At 59.1% G+C, this 14,258-nt stretch carries 13 protein-coding genes; 6 read left to right on the top strand and 7 right to left on the bottom strand.

Annotation, left to right across the window (positions count from 1 at the left end):
- Window positions 1-217: 217 nt before the first annotated feature.
- Both M5B99_RS30040 and M5B99_RS05820 read right to left on the bottom strand, forming a co-directional pair.
- Window positions 218-1,582, bottom strand: coding sequence for an ATP-binding protein (locus M5B99_RS30040; RefSeq protein WP_248803091.1), 1,365 nt, complete (start codon window positions 1,580-1,582; stop codon window positions 218-220).
- The gene (locus M5B99_RS05820) at window positions 1,579-2,241 is read right to left on the bottom strand and encodes a response regulator (protein ID WP_248803090.1); all 663 of its coding nucleotides are present in this window, start codon (window positions 2,239-2,241) and stop codon (window positions 1,579-1,581) included. The genes M5B99_RS30040 and M5B99_RS05820 overlap by 4 nt, the downstream gene beginning before the upstream one ends.
- A 315-nt stretch (window positions 2,242-2,556) precedes the next feature.
- Between M5B99_RS05820 and M5B99_RS05815 the strand changes: the two genes are divergently transcribed.
- Both M5B99_RS05815 and M5B99_RS05810 read left to right on the top strand, forming a co-directional pair.
- A complete protein-coding gene (locus M5B99_RS05815; RefSeq protein WP_248803089.1) occupies window positions 2,557-3,153 on the top strand; it encodes an undecaprenyl-diphosphatase in 597 nt (198 codons plus the stop codon).
- 119 nt (window positions 3,154-3,272) lie between these two features.
- Entirely contained in the window at window positions 3,273-3,914 is a 642-nt protein-coding gene (locus M5B99_RS05810; protein ID WP_248803088.1) for a DUF1345 domain-containing protein, read from the top strand.
- 140 nt (window positions 3,915-4,054) lie between these two features.
- Here the strand turns inward: M5B99_RS05810 and hppD are convergent, their stop codons facing one another.
- On the bottom strand, window positions 4,055-5,131 hold the full coding sequence (hppD, locus tag M5B99_RS05805) for a 4-hydroxyphenylpyruvate dioxygenase (protein ID WP_248803087.1): 1,077 nt from the start codon (window positions 5,129-5,131) through the stop codon (window positions 4,055-4,057).
- A 246-nt stretch (window positions 5,132-5,377) separates the two neighbouring features.
- Entirely contained in the window at window positions 5,378-6,319 is a 942-nt protein-coding gene (locus M5B99_RS05800) for a DMT family transporter (protein ID WP_248803086.1), read from the bottom strand.
- Window positions 6,320-6,406: 87 nt separating this feature from the next.
- Between M5B99_RS05800 and M5B99_RS05795 the strand changes: the two genes are divergently transcribed.
- The 4 genes from M5B99_RS05795 (at window position 6,407) to gloA (ending at window position 10,749) form a co-directional block, all read left to right on the top strand.
- On the top strand, window positions 6,407-7,279 hold the full coding sequence (locus M5B99_RS05795; RefSeq protein WP_248803085.1) for a LysR family transcriptional regulator: 873 nt from the start codon (window positions 6,407-6,409) through the stop codon (window positions 7,277-7,279).
- A 159-nt stretch (window positions 7,280-7,438) separates the two neighbouring features.
- Window positions 7,439-9,010, top strand: coding sequence for an EAL domain-containing protein (locus M5B99_RS05790; RefSeq protein ID WP_248803084.1), 1,572 nt, complete (start codon window positions 7,439-7,441; stop codon window positions 9,008-9,010).
- Window positions 9,011-9,253: 243 nt separating this feature from the next.
- Window positions 9,254-9,610, top strand: a complete 357-nt coding sequence (locus tag M5B99_RS05785) for a histone-like nucleoid-structuring protein, MvaT/MvaU family (RefSeq protein WP_248803083.1) — start codon at window positions 9,254-9,256, stop codon at window positions 9,608-9,610.
- Between the two features lie 608 nt (window positions 9,611-10,218).
- The gene (gene gloA / locus M5B99_RS05780) at window positions 10,219-10,749 is read left to right on the top strand and encodes a lactoylglutathione lyase (protein ID WP_248803082.1); all 531 of its coding nucleotides are present in this window, start codon (window positions 10,219-10,221) and stop codon (window positions 10,747-10,749) included.
- A 166-nt stretch (window positions 10,750-10,915) separates the two neighbouring features.
- On the opposite strand, the gene ahpF is transcribed toward gloA, so the two are convergent.
- The 3 genes from ahpF to M5B99_RS05765 all read right to left on the bottom strand — a co-directional run bounded on the left by ahpF (window position 10,916) and on the right by M5B99_RS05765 (window position 14,247).
- Window positions 10,916-12,481 carry an alkyl hydroperoxide reductase subunit F gene (gene ahpF, locus M5B99_RS05775; RefSeq protein ID WP_248803081.1) on the bottom strand — a complete coding sequence of 522 codons (1,566 nt, stop codon included), beginning with the start codon at window positions 12,479-12,481 and terminating at the stop codon, window positions 10,916-10,918.
- Window positions 12,482-12,606: 125 nt separating this feature from the next.
- Window positions 12,607-13,170, bottom strand: a complete 564-nt coding sequence (gene ahpC / locus M5B99_RS05770; RefSeq protein WP_248795807.1) for an alkyl hydroperoxide reductase subunit C — start codon at window positions 13,168-13,170, stop codon at window positions 12,607-12,609.
- 132 nt (window positions 13,171-13,302) lie between these two features.
- Window positions 13,303-14,247 (bottom strand): site-specific integrase, encoded by a 945-nt coding sequence (locus M5B99_RS05765; RefSeq protein WP_248803080.1) that lies wholly within the window; start codon window positions 14,245-14,247, stop codon window positions 13,303-13,305.
- Window positions 14,248-14,258 lie beyond the last annotated feature (11 nt).

The following is a 14,258-nucleotide window of genomic DNA, read 5'->3' as shown; positions in this document are numbered from 1 at the left end:
TCACCCAGGGACGCCATAGTGAGATATCAAACCGATATCGTCAACAATATGTCGTTTATTTTATATTTTTTAACCAGCCACCAAAAAAAGCCAATATTTTGACCTGGCATCTCGAAGCTCAAACGCGGGAGCGGACATCGTCGCTACTCAAGCCACTCCCTCCGCTTCCTGAACAGTCCAGCACCAGATCGACTGCACCGCCTCCCAGCCCTCGGCTTCACGGCGAGTCGCCAGCCAGGCCCGACGCCGCATGGTTTTTCGATTCAGAGGGAAAAATTACCAGCACCCGCAGCCCCACGCCGTTTGTGGCTGCATCCAGTACGATCTGGGCGCCGTGCTGCTCTGCAATCGTTTTAACAATTGAGAGCCCCAGTCCGCTGCCAGAGCCGGTTTGATTATGGCCTCGATAGAATCGCTCAAGCACTCGCTCACGCTCCGCCGCCTTTATTCCTGGGCCGTTGTCGCATACCTCAAGCACGACACTTTGGTCGGCCTCGCGCACTGCCAAGTCAATCTTTGCATGGGCACCTGCGTAACGAATCGCGTTGTCCACCAGGTTGTTGAGCAAGATATGCAGCGTTTCGGGATCCCCCAAAATACTCGATGCCGCATGCTCGGCCAGCCCGAGATCAATGTCTGAGGCTTCGGCCCTACAGACCTGATCACTGATCACCGACTTGCATAGCGCGGATAATTCGACTCTCTGCAGGACTGGCGATTGCGCATCGGGCTCCAAACGAGCCAAGGTCAACAACTGTTGCGTCAAATGAGTAAGACGTGTGACGCCCGCCTGCACTTCAGACAGCGATACCTGGCGGTCTTCATCCTGAGTGGCCCGCTGCGCCAACTCCACTTGTATGCTGAGTGCCGCCACTGGGGTGCGTAACTCGTGCGCCGCATCAGCGATGAAGTGTTTTTGCATGGTGAAGGCATTTGCCAGCCGTTCCAGCAAATCGTTGAGCGCGTCGACCAGAGGTTTGACCTCGCCGGGTAGCTCGCTCGACGCGATAGGCTGCAGGCTGTTCACGTTGCGCTCCGACAGCTCTGTCGCCACTGTTCGCAGTGGCTTTAGCCCGTAGCTGATACCAAACCACAAGAACAGGGCCAGTAAGGGTATCAGCGATACTACTGGCCACAGCAAGTGCACGGCTAAACCGGCGAGTTCTTCCCAGCGTTTATTTTGCGCTTGAGCCACCCGGATAAACTTGTCGCCGCGCTGGCTGACAAACGTGTGCCAGGTTTGATCTGCGACCAGAACATCACTCAGGCCCGTTTGCTGCGGTGGAGGCAGCGTGAGCGCTGTGTCGGTCGTAAAGTTCAAGACTCCCGCGCTCCAAACCTGAAGCAGCACTTCATCAGCATTATCATCACTGAGTGAACTGGGTTTCCTGCCTGTATCGGTCAGTACCACACGCTCACCAGGATCCACATTGATGTGTTCGGCGAGATAACGCATTTGATCGTTGAGCAGATCGTCCAGTTCAAGGACGGCCCCCCAATAGGTGCCGATACTTGCCAGCAGCCCAGCCAGAAAGGTGGCTGGCAGCAGCCAAAACAGCAGACGCCGTCGGAGCGAACTCACGCGTCCGCTCCAATGTGATAACCGACACCTCGAACAGTACGGATGACCTTCGCCCCAAGCTTTTTCCGCAGATTATGGATATGAACTTCCACGGCATTGCTGCCCACTTCATCACCCCAGCCGTACAGGCGATCCTCTAGCTGCTCGCGGGAGATCACGGCATCTGGCACCTTCATCAGCTCGTGCAGCAACGCATACTCTTTGGCCGACAGGCTGACAGGCTCGTTGCGCAGCCATAGCAGGTGTCGTACCGGATCAAGGCGCAACGGGCCGCCTCGAAGCTCGGTCTGCACACGTCCTGATTGCCGACGACTGACGGCGCGAATACGTGCAATCAATTCCTCGATGGCAAACGGTTTAACCAGATAATCGTCAGCGCCGAGATCAAGGCCAGCGACCCGATCTGGTAGCGAGTCGCGGGCGGTGATTATGATCACCGGCAAGCTCTCGTCGTGCTGACGCAGATCCTTCAGCACATCCATGCCATCCTGGCGCGGAAGTCCCAGGTCGAGTAGTAGCAACGCATAAGGGGTGGTTTCCAAAGCGTGTATGGCAGCCTTGCCGTCCGTGACCCAATCCACGGTGTACCCCTCCTGGCGCAAGCCTTTTTGCAAGCCACTGCCGATCATCGGCTCATCTTCTGCCAGTAATATTCGCATCGCCTGATCCCTCTCCTCACATCAGTCAGCGCCTCGGTGGAGTACCGCGCAGTGTGCCGAAGTCTCAACTGCGTGCATATGGTGCCCAGGTCATAGATGACTCTGATCCTCTACCCGGCCTATCAGCATTCTGAGCTCAACCCGGCGACCTGCACCTTGACATCCCCCCAGAGCAACGAACTCTCGGGCCGGCAAGGATAATAAGACTGCCGGCGTCAGCCTTAAGGTGGGCTTAAGGAAGCAACCACTATGGTGCGGATCACTCGCGCCGTGCTCACAACGTGGCGCTTCCCAGTCACCTAACGAGGTCTCCTCATGGAAGAACTCAATCGCACTCTGTTTCTGGCTATCAACGCCAGCGTGCACTCCTCGGCGCAAATGCGGCTATTAGCGACTTTTCTCGCGCAGTGGCTCATCACCGGTGTACCGCTATTGCTGATCGGATTGTGGCTGCGAGGCGCGCGCCAGTACCGAGCTGCTGCAGTCACCGCCACGCTGAGCATCGTGTTCGCGCTGGGATGCAACCTGCTGATCAGTAGCCTGTGGTTCCACCCGCGCCCCTTCATGCTGGGACTGGGACAAAATCTCCTCGAGCACGCTCCTGATTCCTCTTTTCCCAGCGATCACGCCACTGTGATGTTCACGTTGAGCGTTGCTCTGATGCGGGCATCGCTACGCAAGCTTGGCGTGTTAATGCTGCTGCTGGGCACATTGACCGGCTGGGCACGTGTTTATTTAGGCGTGCATTTTCCATTCGATATTGTCGGGTCGTTGCTGGTCTCGTTGATAAGCGCGTGGTTGGTATCGCTGGTGCTGAGTTCGCGGCATCTTGGCGAGCATCTGCTCGACGCTCTTGAGTACCTATATCAACGAGTTTTTCCATCAGCCGATCAACGCGACACTCACCCGTAGGCTCGTTCTTGGCGCCATGGCGCTCGAGGCGTCGGCTTGGTTCCAGATCGGGTGAGGGGAAATCATGTAGCGCGAGGTCCATGTTAAGGTGCACGGATACTTGAAAACAGAGAGCGCCAATGCCCCATCTCGCAAGAACCCATCCACGCCTGACCATCGCCGCCCTCCTCGGCCTGGCCGTCGGAGTGCTGGCTCCGGCCAGTCCGACACTGACCAAGATCCTCGTCGGCTGGAATATCGGTGTCTGGTCCTACCTGGCCATGATGCTCTGGCTGACCGTGCGCTCGCGCCCCGAAGACGTGCAACGCTTCGTCGAGCGCGAGGACGAAAATGCCGGGACGGTGCTGTTGATCGTGTCGATTGCCGCGATTGCCAGCCTGGCGGCGATCACCGTCGAACTGGCGGGCAGCAAGGACCTGGAGATGCACACGCGCCTGCTGCATTACGGCTTTACCGGGCTGACGGTGATGGGCTCGTGGCTGCTGATCGGGGTGATCTTCAGCGTGCACTATGCGCGGCAGTTTTATCTGGGCGAACCTGAAGAATCACCCCTGCGCTTTGCCGATGGCGAGAAACATCCGGACTATTGGGACTTCCTGTACTTCTCTTTCACCATCAGCGTGGCAGTGCAGACTTCCGATGTCGGCGTAGCGACAAAGGCATTACGCAAGGTGGTGTTGGCGCAATCGTTGATCGGTTTTCTGTTCAATACGGCGATTCTGGGGTTTTCGATCAATATTGCGGCGGGCTTGTTTGGCTGAGAGCACTTGAGCGGACGTGTGTGGGAGCGGAGCCTGTCGGATCGCCGCACCGCCGCGAAGAGGGCCTTGAGAGCGCCAAAGGCTTCGCGGGCAAGCTCCGCTCCCACACTAAGTACCGCCCCACAAGTGGGGCTCGGTCGTTACTCGGTCGCGAGTACACCACGACGCACCTGGTCACGCTCGATCGACTCGAACAGCGCCTTGAAGTTGCCCTCGCCGAAACCATCGTCGCCTTTACGCTGGATGAATTCGAAGAACACCGGCCCCATCAGGGTTTCCGAGAAAATCTGCAGCAGCAGGCGTTTGTCACCGTCCTGCGAGGAACCGTCCAGCAGGATTCCGCGCGATTTCAGTTCGTCGACCGGCTCGCCATGGTTCGGCAGGCGGCCTTCAAGCATCTCGTAGTAAGTCTCCGGCGGCGCGGTCATGAAGCGCATGCCGATCTTCTTCAACTGGTCCCAGGTCTTGATCAGGTCATCGGTAAGGAACGCCACGTGCTGGATGCCCTCGCCGTTGAACTGCATCAGGAACTCTTCGATCTGCCCCGCGCCCTTGGACGACTCTTCGTTCAGCGGGATGCGGATCATGCCGTCCGGCGCGGTCATGGCCTTGGAGGTCAGCCCGGTGTATTCGCCCTTGATATCGAAGTAGCGGATCTCGCGGAAGTTGAACAGCTTCTCGTAGAAGTTCGCCCAGTAGGCCATGCGCCCGCGATACACGTTATGGGTCAGGTGGTCGATGATCTTCAGGCCTGCGCCCGGCGGATTGCGGTCAACGCCGTCGAGGAAGACGAAGTCGATATCGTAGATCGAGCTGCCTTCGCCATATCGGTCGATCAGGTACAGCGGCGCGCCGCCAATGCCCTTGATCGCCGGCAGGTTCAGCTCCATCGGACCGGTGGCGATATGGATCGGCTGGGCCCCCAGTTCCAGGGCACGGGCATAGGCCTGCTGGGCGTTTTTTACGCGGAAGGCCATGCCACACACCGACGGACCATGCTCGGCGGCAAAGTACGACGCCACGCTGTGGGGTTCGTTGTTGAGGATCAGGTTGATCGCGCCCTGGCGATACAGGTGCACGTTCTTGGAACGGTGGGTCGCGACCTTGCTGAAGCCCATGATCTCGAAGATCGGCTCCAGGGTGTTCGGGGTCGGCGATGCGAATTCAATGAACTCGAAGCCCATCAGGCCCATCGGGTTTTCGAAGATATCGGTCATGGTGACGCCTCATCATTTTTATCAAGTAACGGTCAGTTAGTTGCTATCAATGCGGACGTCGGCGGGTGGCGCACAGGAGATGCCCCGCACGCTGCGGGCCAGGAAATCGCCGTAGATCAGTTGGAACCCAAGTATCTTCATGTCGACCCAGTCTCTCAGGGCGAGGCTTCTGCTGCCAGAAGACGTTATTCTTATATGCGTAACCAGATTCTACATGGCGTAACCCGGTTTGTCCGTATCCCTTTTTCATTTCGGTCCGGGCAGCCGCACAGCCGCTCGATTGCACAGGTAGATCCCGGCCAGGATCAGCCCGCCGCCCAGGCACATGATCAGCGTCAGATGCTCGCCCAGCAACAGCGCGCCGCAGATCACCGCGGTCAACGGATTGAGGCCGATAAACACGCCGGCGCGCGTCGCGCCGATGTGCTGGATACCATCGTAATACCAGATATAGGCCAGCGCCGAACCCAGGCCGCCCAGATAGACCAGGCTCAGCAGTTGCTGAGGATTCAAGGCTTCGATGACGGCCAGGCTCACCTCCCCACGCATCCAGGTCGCCAGCCAGAGCATCGCCGTCCCGAGCCAGATCGAATAGGTCACGGTGGTCAACGGCCCCAGCACCCGGGTCAGGTTACGCGAGAACAGTGAATAGACCGCCCAGGACAGCACACACCCGAAGATCAGCAGGTCGCCGACCCAGGTTTGGGTCGAGCTTTCGAACAGACTCCGGTTGCCGCTGATAATCACTAGCCCCGCGCCGCCCATGCAAACCAGGATGCCTAGGACTTTCACAACGCTCAGCCGTTCCTTGAAGAACAGCCACGATGCCAACCCGAACACTGCCGGGTTCAACACGACGATCAGCGAAGCTCGCGAGGCATTGATGTAGTGCAGGCCGTAAAAGAAGCAGAGGTTATAGAGGAAGATGCCGAAGAAGGCCAATAGCAGCAATTGCGCGAATTGCTTCTTGTCCGGCAGTACCAGCGAAATGCGCGTCACTCCGATAAACATCAGCAGGATCACGCTGGCCAGCAGAAAGCGCAGGCTGGCCAACAGCAACGGCGCGATATCGCTGGACAGGAAGCGCCCGGCGACAAAGGTCCCGCCCCAGATCATCGAGACCCCGGCGAGCTTGAAGTAGACCCGCGGGTCGCTGCCGGCGGCGAAGGTGGATACCTGTGTGTGCATGGTTTTTCCTGCGGATCGAGAAGGACGTTGTCAAACTGGCCACATTATTTTATTTATGTCGACTCATCGTAAAATGAGTAAAAACTCATGACCCTGACCCAACTGGAAGTATTTTCCCTGGTGGCCGAACTGCGCGGTTTTACCAGTGCGGCCTTGCGCCTGGGGATCAGCCAGTCGGCGGTGTCCCATGCCCTCAAGGGACTGGAGCAGGAGCTGGGCGTCGAGTTGCTGCGCCGGCACCAGGGCCAGGTGGAGCTGACGGATATCGGCGCGCAATTGCTGCAACGGGCGCGGGCCATGCTCGGCCTGGCGGACACCTTGCGCCAGGAAGCCGCCGATGCCCGAGGCATGAAACGCGGCACCCTGCGCATCGGCTCTTTCGGGCCGACCTCCTCGACCAAGCTGCTACCGGCGCTGCTGGCCCGTTACCGGCTGGCACATCCGGGTATCCAGGTGCAGGTCGACGAGGGTCCCGATCGACAGGTACTGCAATGGCTGGAGGAGCGGCGGATCGACGTGGGTTTCGTGGTACTGCCGCAGGAGCGCTTCGACACCTTTGCCCTGGTGGAAGACCAGATGGTCGCCCTGCTCCCTGTCGGCCACCCGTTGTGCGAGCAGTCGGCCATCGAGCTCAAGGCGTTGTGCCAGGACCCGTTCATCCTCACCGGCGCCGGCTCCGGGGAACTGGTGTCGCAACTGTTCGCCGCCCAGCGCCTGGTCCCGGATATCCGCTACCGTACCGCGCAACTGCTCAGCACCCTGGCGACCGTCGCCCGCGGCGAAGGCGTGAGCGTGGTGGCCGAACAATCCCTGCCGGAACACCCGACCCCCGGCTACGTCAGCCGACCGTTGTCGCCACGGGTCATACGCCAGATCGGTATCGCCGTGCTCGACCGGCGCCAGGTCTCTCCGGCGACCCAGGCCTTTATCGATCTGGCCAGTCGATTCGAATATAGATAGTCTGTGTGCGGTGCTTGTCGGAACGCCGGACCGCCGTGAAGCTTTTAGCAGCCTCCAGGGACTCTTCGCGGCGGTCCGGCGTTCCGGTAAATCCTGCTCCCACAAGGTATGCGTCAGCATTGCGCTTCCAGGCGCCCTTGCCCCTACAGGTTTCCTTCAATGCCATTGACCGCCAAAGGTTCCCGCTCCTGGATCGCCCGTTACGCCTTGAGCCTGTTGATCGGCCTGCTGCCGATTCTCTCCGGGCTTGTCATCCTGCATTGGCAAGCCGGTCAGACCTTGAGCCAGGACGCCGAAAAAACCGCCGGCGAGGCCCTGAAGCAGTTCGACCTGATGCTCGACAATGCCGCCGAGTCCGCCAATATCATCCTGCCCCTGGCCGGTCAGCCCTGCGACGAGGTCAAGCTGGCCCTGCGCGAGCAGGTCACTAGGCAGCCCTTTGTCCGGGCCGCGAACCTGGCCTGGAACAACAACCTGTATTGCACCTCATTGTTCGGGCCTTATCAGGAAGCGGTCAACCCGGCCGACTATGTCGACGGTACGCTCTGGCTGATGAACGGCAATCCGGTCACGCCCAAGTCCTCGCTACTGGTCTACCGCCTGCAGGACGGCAAAGGTGCCGCCATGGTCAGCATCGACGGTTATCACCTGGCCAATATCCTGCGCCTGATCGGACGTGAAGCCGGCTTGCGCCTGCAGGTCGGCAATGTCTGGATCTCCGGCGAGGGCCAGGTCCGCGAGGGCGAGGCACCCGGGTTTACCGTCGGACAGGCGAACCTGTCCTCCACTCGCTTCCCCTTCAGCGTCAGCTCCGGCTTCCCGGCGGGAGAGGCCTGGCGTTACGTCGGCAAGGAGTATTCGGCCCTGATCGCGCTGCTGCTGGTGTTCGGGGTGCTGGCCGGGGCCACCGCGCGCTGGTTGCAGAAGCGTTCCAACGCACCGACCCACGAGCTCCGGCGAGCCCTCGAAGCCCGTGAATTCATTCCTTATTTCCAGCCGGTGGTGCGCAGCGAGACCCAGCAATGGGCCGGAGCGGAGGTACTGATGCGCTGGCAGCATCCCCGTGAGGGCCTGGTGCGTCCGGATCTGTTCATACCCCTGGCGGAAGACTCCGGCCTGATCGTGCCAATGACCCGTTCATTGCTGCAACAGACTGCCACCTTGCTCGCCCCCCATGCAGCGACCTTTGAGCCCGGTTTTCACGTGGGGGTGAATATCACCGCCCGACATTGCCAGGACCTCGAACTGCTGGACGACTGCCGCGACTTTATCAAAGCCTTTAGCCCTGGCCAGGTGCGCCTGGTACTGGAGTTGACGGAACGGGAACTGATCGAACCCAGTGCCGTTGCCCAGCAATTGTTCGCCGCGTTGCGCGACATGGGCGTGATGATTGCCATTGACGACTTCGGCACCGGGCATTCAAGCCTCAGTTATTTGCGCCAGTTCAATGTCGATTACCTGAAAATCGACCAGAGCTTCGTGGCCATGATCGGCGCCGATGCGTTGTCCGGGCATATCCTGGACAGCATTATCGAATTGAGCGCCAAGCTCGAACTGGGCATCGTCGCCGAAGGTGTCGAAACGCCAGCACAGCGCGACTACCTGACCTCTCGGGGCGTTGGATTCCTCCAGGGCTACTTGTTTGGCAAACCATTGCCGGCGGAGGATTTTCTTAACAATTTCAAACGGCAGGTCAGCGCGCAAGAGGATAAAGTCGCGCTGTCAGAATAAGTCAGCGACACTTGTCTAACGGTATTGCTTCAACGTCTAACGTGCGTTATTTACTCTTGGCCTGATAACTACTACACTTTTTCATGCCAGCAGTAAATTGACAGGAAGCCCCCCAGACTTATAAGTAACTTTCCGCACTGCCACACCCAGGTGCATACGCGTGACGAAAGCCGTTGCAAGCATTGGCTTGTCGTTTTGTTTTAGGTAGATGGCAGCCGAATACAACTCGTGGAGATAAACATCTTGTCCAAACTCGCCGAATTTCGTGCCGCAGAACAAGCCCTTAAAGCGCAACTCGCCCAGCTGGAGGCCCTGAAGAACGATGCGGGACTCAAAAAAGAAATCGAGTTCGAGGAAAAACTCAAGGGCCTGATGAAGGCCTATGATAAGAGCTTGCGCGACATCATCGCGATCCTCGACCCCAACCCAGGCCGGTTTGGTGCCGCAGCGCCCAAGCAGCGGCGCGCCCGCGTGGTCAAGGTCTACCAGAACCCCCATACCGGTGAGCTGATCGAGACCAAGGGCGGCAATCACCGCGGCCTCAAAGCCTGGAAAGAACAATTCGGTGCCGCAACCGTGGATTCCTGGTTGCGTGGCTGACTTTACGCCTCAACGCAAAAGCCCTGCTCAGGCAGGGCTTTTTTCTGATCGTCAGGAGCCACAAAGCCACGCCTCATGGCCGCGACAATAACTTGAATATCGCTCATGGCGACGACAATCCTTTCGGCCAAGAGTTCCCGCTCGGCGATAAACGTCGGGAATGCAGAACTCAAAAACGACGCTCTGCCCGTTATACCGGGACCTGGACATTAATTGCTTGTAAAAAATTTCTCACAGCGACTCGTGCAAAAACCTGCGCTCAACTACGCCTGTCGGATGAGATACAGCTTGTTCACACCCTTCACACTTTTTTCACATCGATTCTTACAGGATGAAAGCTGCTAAAGGATTAGCGCCCCATGCCCGCTTCGGCGGGCTTCTTTATGCCTCTCCGGCACGCTTTATACACTTCTCTATAACTTTCCGACAAAACTGAAATAGCCCGCTATTACCCGGTTTGCTTGTGCTCAAGGCTAGAATACATCCCGTCCGAATTTGGCGCCTGCGCCCCCGGTTCAGTATGATCCAGCCCCACAGGATCGGAATCGGCGAGTCTGCCTGCCGCGTCCATGATCGCCCGATTTTTTCACCTGCTTTGCGGAGAGCCCATGAGCCTGCAAGACCTGAACACCTTTCCCGGCGTCACCGCCCAACCCGACACTGCCACCCAGGGCTTCGTGTTCAACCACACCATGCTGCGGGTCAAGGACGCCACCAAGTCCCTGGACTTCTACACCCGTGTACTGGGTTTCTCCCTGGTGGAGAAACGTGATTTTCCGGAAGCGGAATTCAGCCTGTATTTCCTCGCCCTGGTGGACAAGGCGCAGATCCCTGCCGACGCCGCCGAGCGGACCCAATGGATGAAGTCGATTCCCGGCATCCTGGAACTGACCCATAACCATGGCACTGAAAGCGATCCCGACTTTACCTACCACAACGGCAATACCGACCCACGGGGCTTCGGCCATATCTGTATCTCGGTGCCGGACATTCGTGCTGCCTGCGCGCGCTTTGAAGAACTGGGCGTCGAGTTTCAGAAACGCCTGACCGACGGTCGCATGAAGAGCCTGGCCTTTGTGAAGGACCCGGACGCCTACTGGGTGGAAATCATCCAGCCGGCACCGCTGCAAGACGCCTGATAGCGCCCGGTAAAGAAAGAGCCCCATGAATCGAGGATTCATGGGGCTTTTTTCTACGAACTTCAGGCATCACCGAACCTGTGGGAGCGGAGCTTGCCCGCGAAGCTTTTAGCGGTCTTAAGGGCCTCTTCGCGGGCAAGCTCCGCTCCGACAATGCCTGCGTATTTCAAGCCGGCGCGGAGGTACGGATCAGGTGGTCGAAAGCACTCAGCGAAGCCTTGGCCCCCTCGCCCACCGCGATCACGATCTGCTTGTACGGCACCGTGGTGACGTCACCGGCCGCGAAAATGCCAGGCAACGAGGTTTCACCACGGGCATCGACGATGATCTCGCCGCGCGGCGACAGCTCGACGCTGCCCTTGAGCCAGTCGGTGTTCGGCAACAGGCCGATCTGCACAAAGATGCCTTCCAGGTCGACGGTGTGGAACTCAGCCGAATCGCGGTCCTTGTAGACCAGGCCGGTGACCTTCTGCCCATCGCCCTTGACTTCGCTGGTCAACGCGCTGGTTACGACCTTGACGTTCGGCAGGCTATGCAGCTTGCGTTGCAGCACGGCATCGGCGCGCAGCTTGCTGTCGAACTCCAACAGCGTCACATGGCTGACGATACCGGCCAGGTCGATGGCCGCCTCGACACCGGAGTTGCCGCCGCCGATCACCGCAACACGCTTACCCTTGAATAGCGGGCCGTCACAGTGTGGGCAGAAGCACACGCCCTTGGCCTTGTATTCCTGCTCGCCCGGCACGCCCATTTCGCGCCAGCGGGCGCCGGTGGCGAGGATCACGGTCCTGGCCTTGAGACTGGCACCGCTTTCAAAGCGCACTTCGTGCAGCCCGCCGGCATTCTTCGCCGGCACCAGGGCACTGGCGCGCTGCAGGTTCATGATATCGACATCGTACTGGCGGACATGCTCTTCCAGGGCGCTGGCCAGTTTCGGTCCTTCGGTTTCCTGGACCGAGATAAAGTTCTCGATTGCCATGGTGTCCAGCACCTGGCCACCGAAACGCTCCGCCGCGACACCGGTGCGAATACCCTTGCGTGCCGCATAGATCGCCGCTGCCGCACCGGCTGGGCCACCGCCGACCACCAGCACATCGAAGGCGTCCTTGGCGCTGATTTTTTCCGCTTGTTTCTCAATGGCACCGGTGTCGAGCTTGCCGAGGATTTCCTCGAGGCCCATACGGCCCTGGCCAAAGTTCACACCGTTGAGGTAGACACTTGGCACGGCCATGATCTTGCGATCGCTGACTTCATCCTGGAACAACGCACCGTCGATGGCGACGTGACGGATGTTCGGGTTCAGCACCGCCATCAGGTTCAACGCCTGGACCACGTCCGGGCAGTTCTGGCAGGACAGCGAGAAATAAGTCTCGAAGTTGAACTCACCCTTGAGCGAGCGGATCTGTTCGATTACTTCGACACTGGCTTTCGAAGGGTGGCCGCCGACTTGCAGCAGGGCCAGCACCAGCGAAGTGAATTCGTGACCCATGGGGATGCCGGCGAAACGCAGGCTGATATCGGCTCCCGGGCGATTCAACGAGAACGACGGCTTGCGCCCATCGGTACCGTTGTCCAACAAGGTGATATGGGTGGAAAGACTGGCGACTTCCTCGAGCAGTGCGAGCATCTCCTGAGATTTCGCGCCGTCATCAAGGGAGGCGACGATCTCGATCGGTTGCGTAACCCGTTCCAGGTACGACTTCAACTGGGCTTTAAGATTGGCGTCCAACATGCGGGCGATTTCCCTTTTTCAGTACTGTAGAAATAACAACGCCCAGGTGATTACCACCCGGGCGTTATGGGGCGGTGCGGCTGACTTATGAGGTGCGGATGACCGCCCTTGAATCACTCACGGACTTAGATCTTGCCGACCAGGTCCAGGGATGGGGCTAGGGTAGCCTCGCCTTCTTTCCACTTGGCTGGGCAGACTTCGCCCGGGTGAGCGGCAACGTACTGAGCGGCCTTGATCTTGCGCAGCAGCTCGGAAGCGTCACGACCTACGCCGCCATCGTTGAGTTCGACGATCTTGATCTGGCCTTGCGGGTTGATCACGAAAGTACCGCGGTCGGCCAGGCCGGCTTCTTCGATCAGGACGTCGAAGTTGCGGGAAATGGTCAGGGTCGGGTCGCCGATCATGGTGTACTGGATTTTGCCGATGGCTGGCGAAGTGTTGTGCCAGGCAGCGTGGGCAAAGTGGGTGTCGGTCGACACGCTGTAGATTTCAACGCCCAGTTTCTGGAATGTGGCGTAGTTGTCAGCCAAGTCTTCCAGTTCGGTTGGGCAAACGAAGGTGAAGTCGGCCGGGTAGAAAAACACGACCGACCATTTGCCTTTCAGGTCAGCGTCCGAAACGTCGATGAACTCGCCGTTTTTGAAAGCGGTTGCTTTGAACGGTTTAACTTGGCTGTTGATGATAGGCATCGTTGACTCTCCGTCAGGGGTTAAGAAGTTGATGGGAGAATCCTAGCCATTCTTCGGCGTTCTGGCTCATTGGCAAAGCTGATGCTCGCGATTGGTTTTCGCTATGAGCAGACAGTATTGATAGAAGAAATCTTATGATCCCTGATCGACCGGCTTTTCGATGATCAGTCCCATGCCTGGAAAGGGGCTGGCCTCGATATAACGCATAGCCGATTTCATGTCCTTCCAGCCGACATAACTCATCAGCGACTTCAGGTCCCAGCCGCTGCGGTGGGCCCAGGTGGCGAAGCCACGGCGCAACGAATGGCTGGTGTAGTGTTCGGCGGCAATCCCGGCGCACTCCAGGGCCTGGCGCAGCAAGGGGATAACGCTGTTGACGTGCAAACCCTCCTCACGGAGATGCCCCCAGCGGTCAATGCTGCGAAACACCGGTCCGCGCACCAGCGCGGCGCTGTTGATCCAGTCGATATAAGCCTGCACCGGACACAGGCGCTGCAAGGCCGGAGCCTGGTAGGTCTGACCGAGGTTGTCGCGATCGCTTTTGCTGCGCGGCAGATACAGCGTCATGCCTGCACCTGCCACGGCGCGGACATGCTCGATCTCCAGGCGACAGAGCTCGTCGCTGCGAAAGCCCCGCCAGAAGCCCAGCAGGATCAGCGCCTTGTCACGCCGGGCACGCAACAGCAGCGGCCGATCATCGGCGGCCAGGGCCCGGGTCGCTTGCGCATCGAGACTGCCGACAACTTGCTCGAGGTGCTGCAACTGGAGCGGTTCGGCTTGTTTCTCCCGTGCCGGGTGCAGGGCGCGAATGCCCTTGAATACCTTGCGCACCAGCGGTGCTTTGGTCGGATCGGCGAAACCCTGGCTGTTGTGCCATTGCGCCAGGGCTGACAGCCGCAGCTTCAGCGTATTGATCGAGAGTACTCCGGCATGGGCCATCAGGTAGCGCACCACGCTGTCGCTGGTGGCCGGCAGGAAGCCGCCCCAACTCACTTCGAAATGCTCTATGGCGGCCTGATAGCTGCGACGGGTGTTGTCCCGCGTCGCCGCTTGCAGGTAGCGGTCCAGCTCGTTCATGGCCTCGATTC

The organism is Pseudomonas sp. MWU13-2100 (genome assembly GCF_023242365.1).
Lineage (GTDB): Bacteria > Pseudomonadota > Gammaproteobacteria > Pseudomonadales > Pseudomonadaceae > Aquipseudomonas.
This window is presented reverse-complemented; position numbering and strand designations above follow the sequence as displayed.

What these genes read in the sequence shown, in the direction of transcription:
- M5B99_RS05820 (WP_248803090.1), bottom strand. Translation starts at nt 2,241, where the DNA reads ATGCGAATATTACTGGCAGAAGATGAGCCGATGATCGGCAGTGGCTTG.
- M5B99_RS05815 (WP_248803089.1), top strand. Translation starts at nt 2,557, where the DNA reads ATGGAAGAACTCAATCGCACTCTGTTTCTGGCTATCAACGCCAGCGTG.
- M5B99_RS05810 (WP_248803088.1), top strand. Translation starts at nt 3,273, where the DNA reads ATGCCCCATCTCGCAAGAACCCATCCACGCCTGACCATCGCCGCCCTC.
- hppD (WP_248803087.1), bottom strand. Translation starts at nt 5,131, where the DNA reads ATGACCGATATCTTCGAAAACCCGATGGGCCTGATGGGCTTCGAGTTC.
- M5B99_RS05800 (WP_248803086.1), bottom strand. Translation starts at nt 6,319, where the DNA reads ATGCACACACAGGTATCCACCTTCGCCGCCGGCAGCGACCCGCGGGTC.
- M5B99_RS05795 (WP_248803085.1), top strand. Translation starts at nt 6,407, where the DNA reads ATGACCCTGACCCAACTGGAAGTATTTTCCCTGGTGGCCGAACTGCGC.
- M5B99_RS05790 (WP_248803084.1), top strand. Translation starts at nt 7,439, where the DNA reads ATGCCATTGACCGCCAAAGGTTCCCGCTCCTGGATCGCCCGTTACGCC.
- gloA (WP_248803082.1), top strand. Translation starts at nt 10,219, where the DNA reads ATGAGCCTGCAAGACCTGAACACCTTTCCCGGCGTCACCGCCCAACCC.
- ahpF (WP_248803081.1), bottom strand. Translation starts at nt 12,481, where the DNA reads ATGTTGGACGCCAATCTTAAAGCCCAGTTGAAGTCGTACCTGGAACGG.
- ahpC (WP_248795807.1), bottom strand. Translation starts at nt 13,170, where the DNA reads ATGCCTATCATCAACAGCCAAGTTAAACCGTTCAAAGCAACCGCTTTC.
- M5B99_RS05765 (WP_248803080.1), bottom strand. Translation starts at nt 14,247, where the DNA reads ATGAACGAGCTGGACCGCTACCTGCAAGCGGCGACGCGGGACAACACC.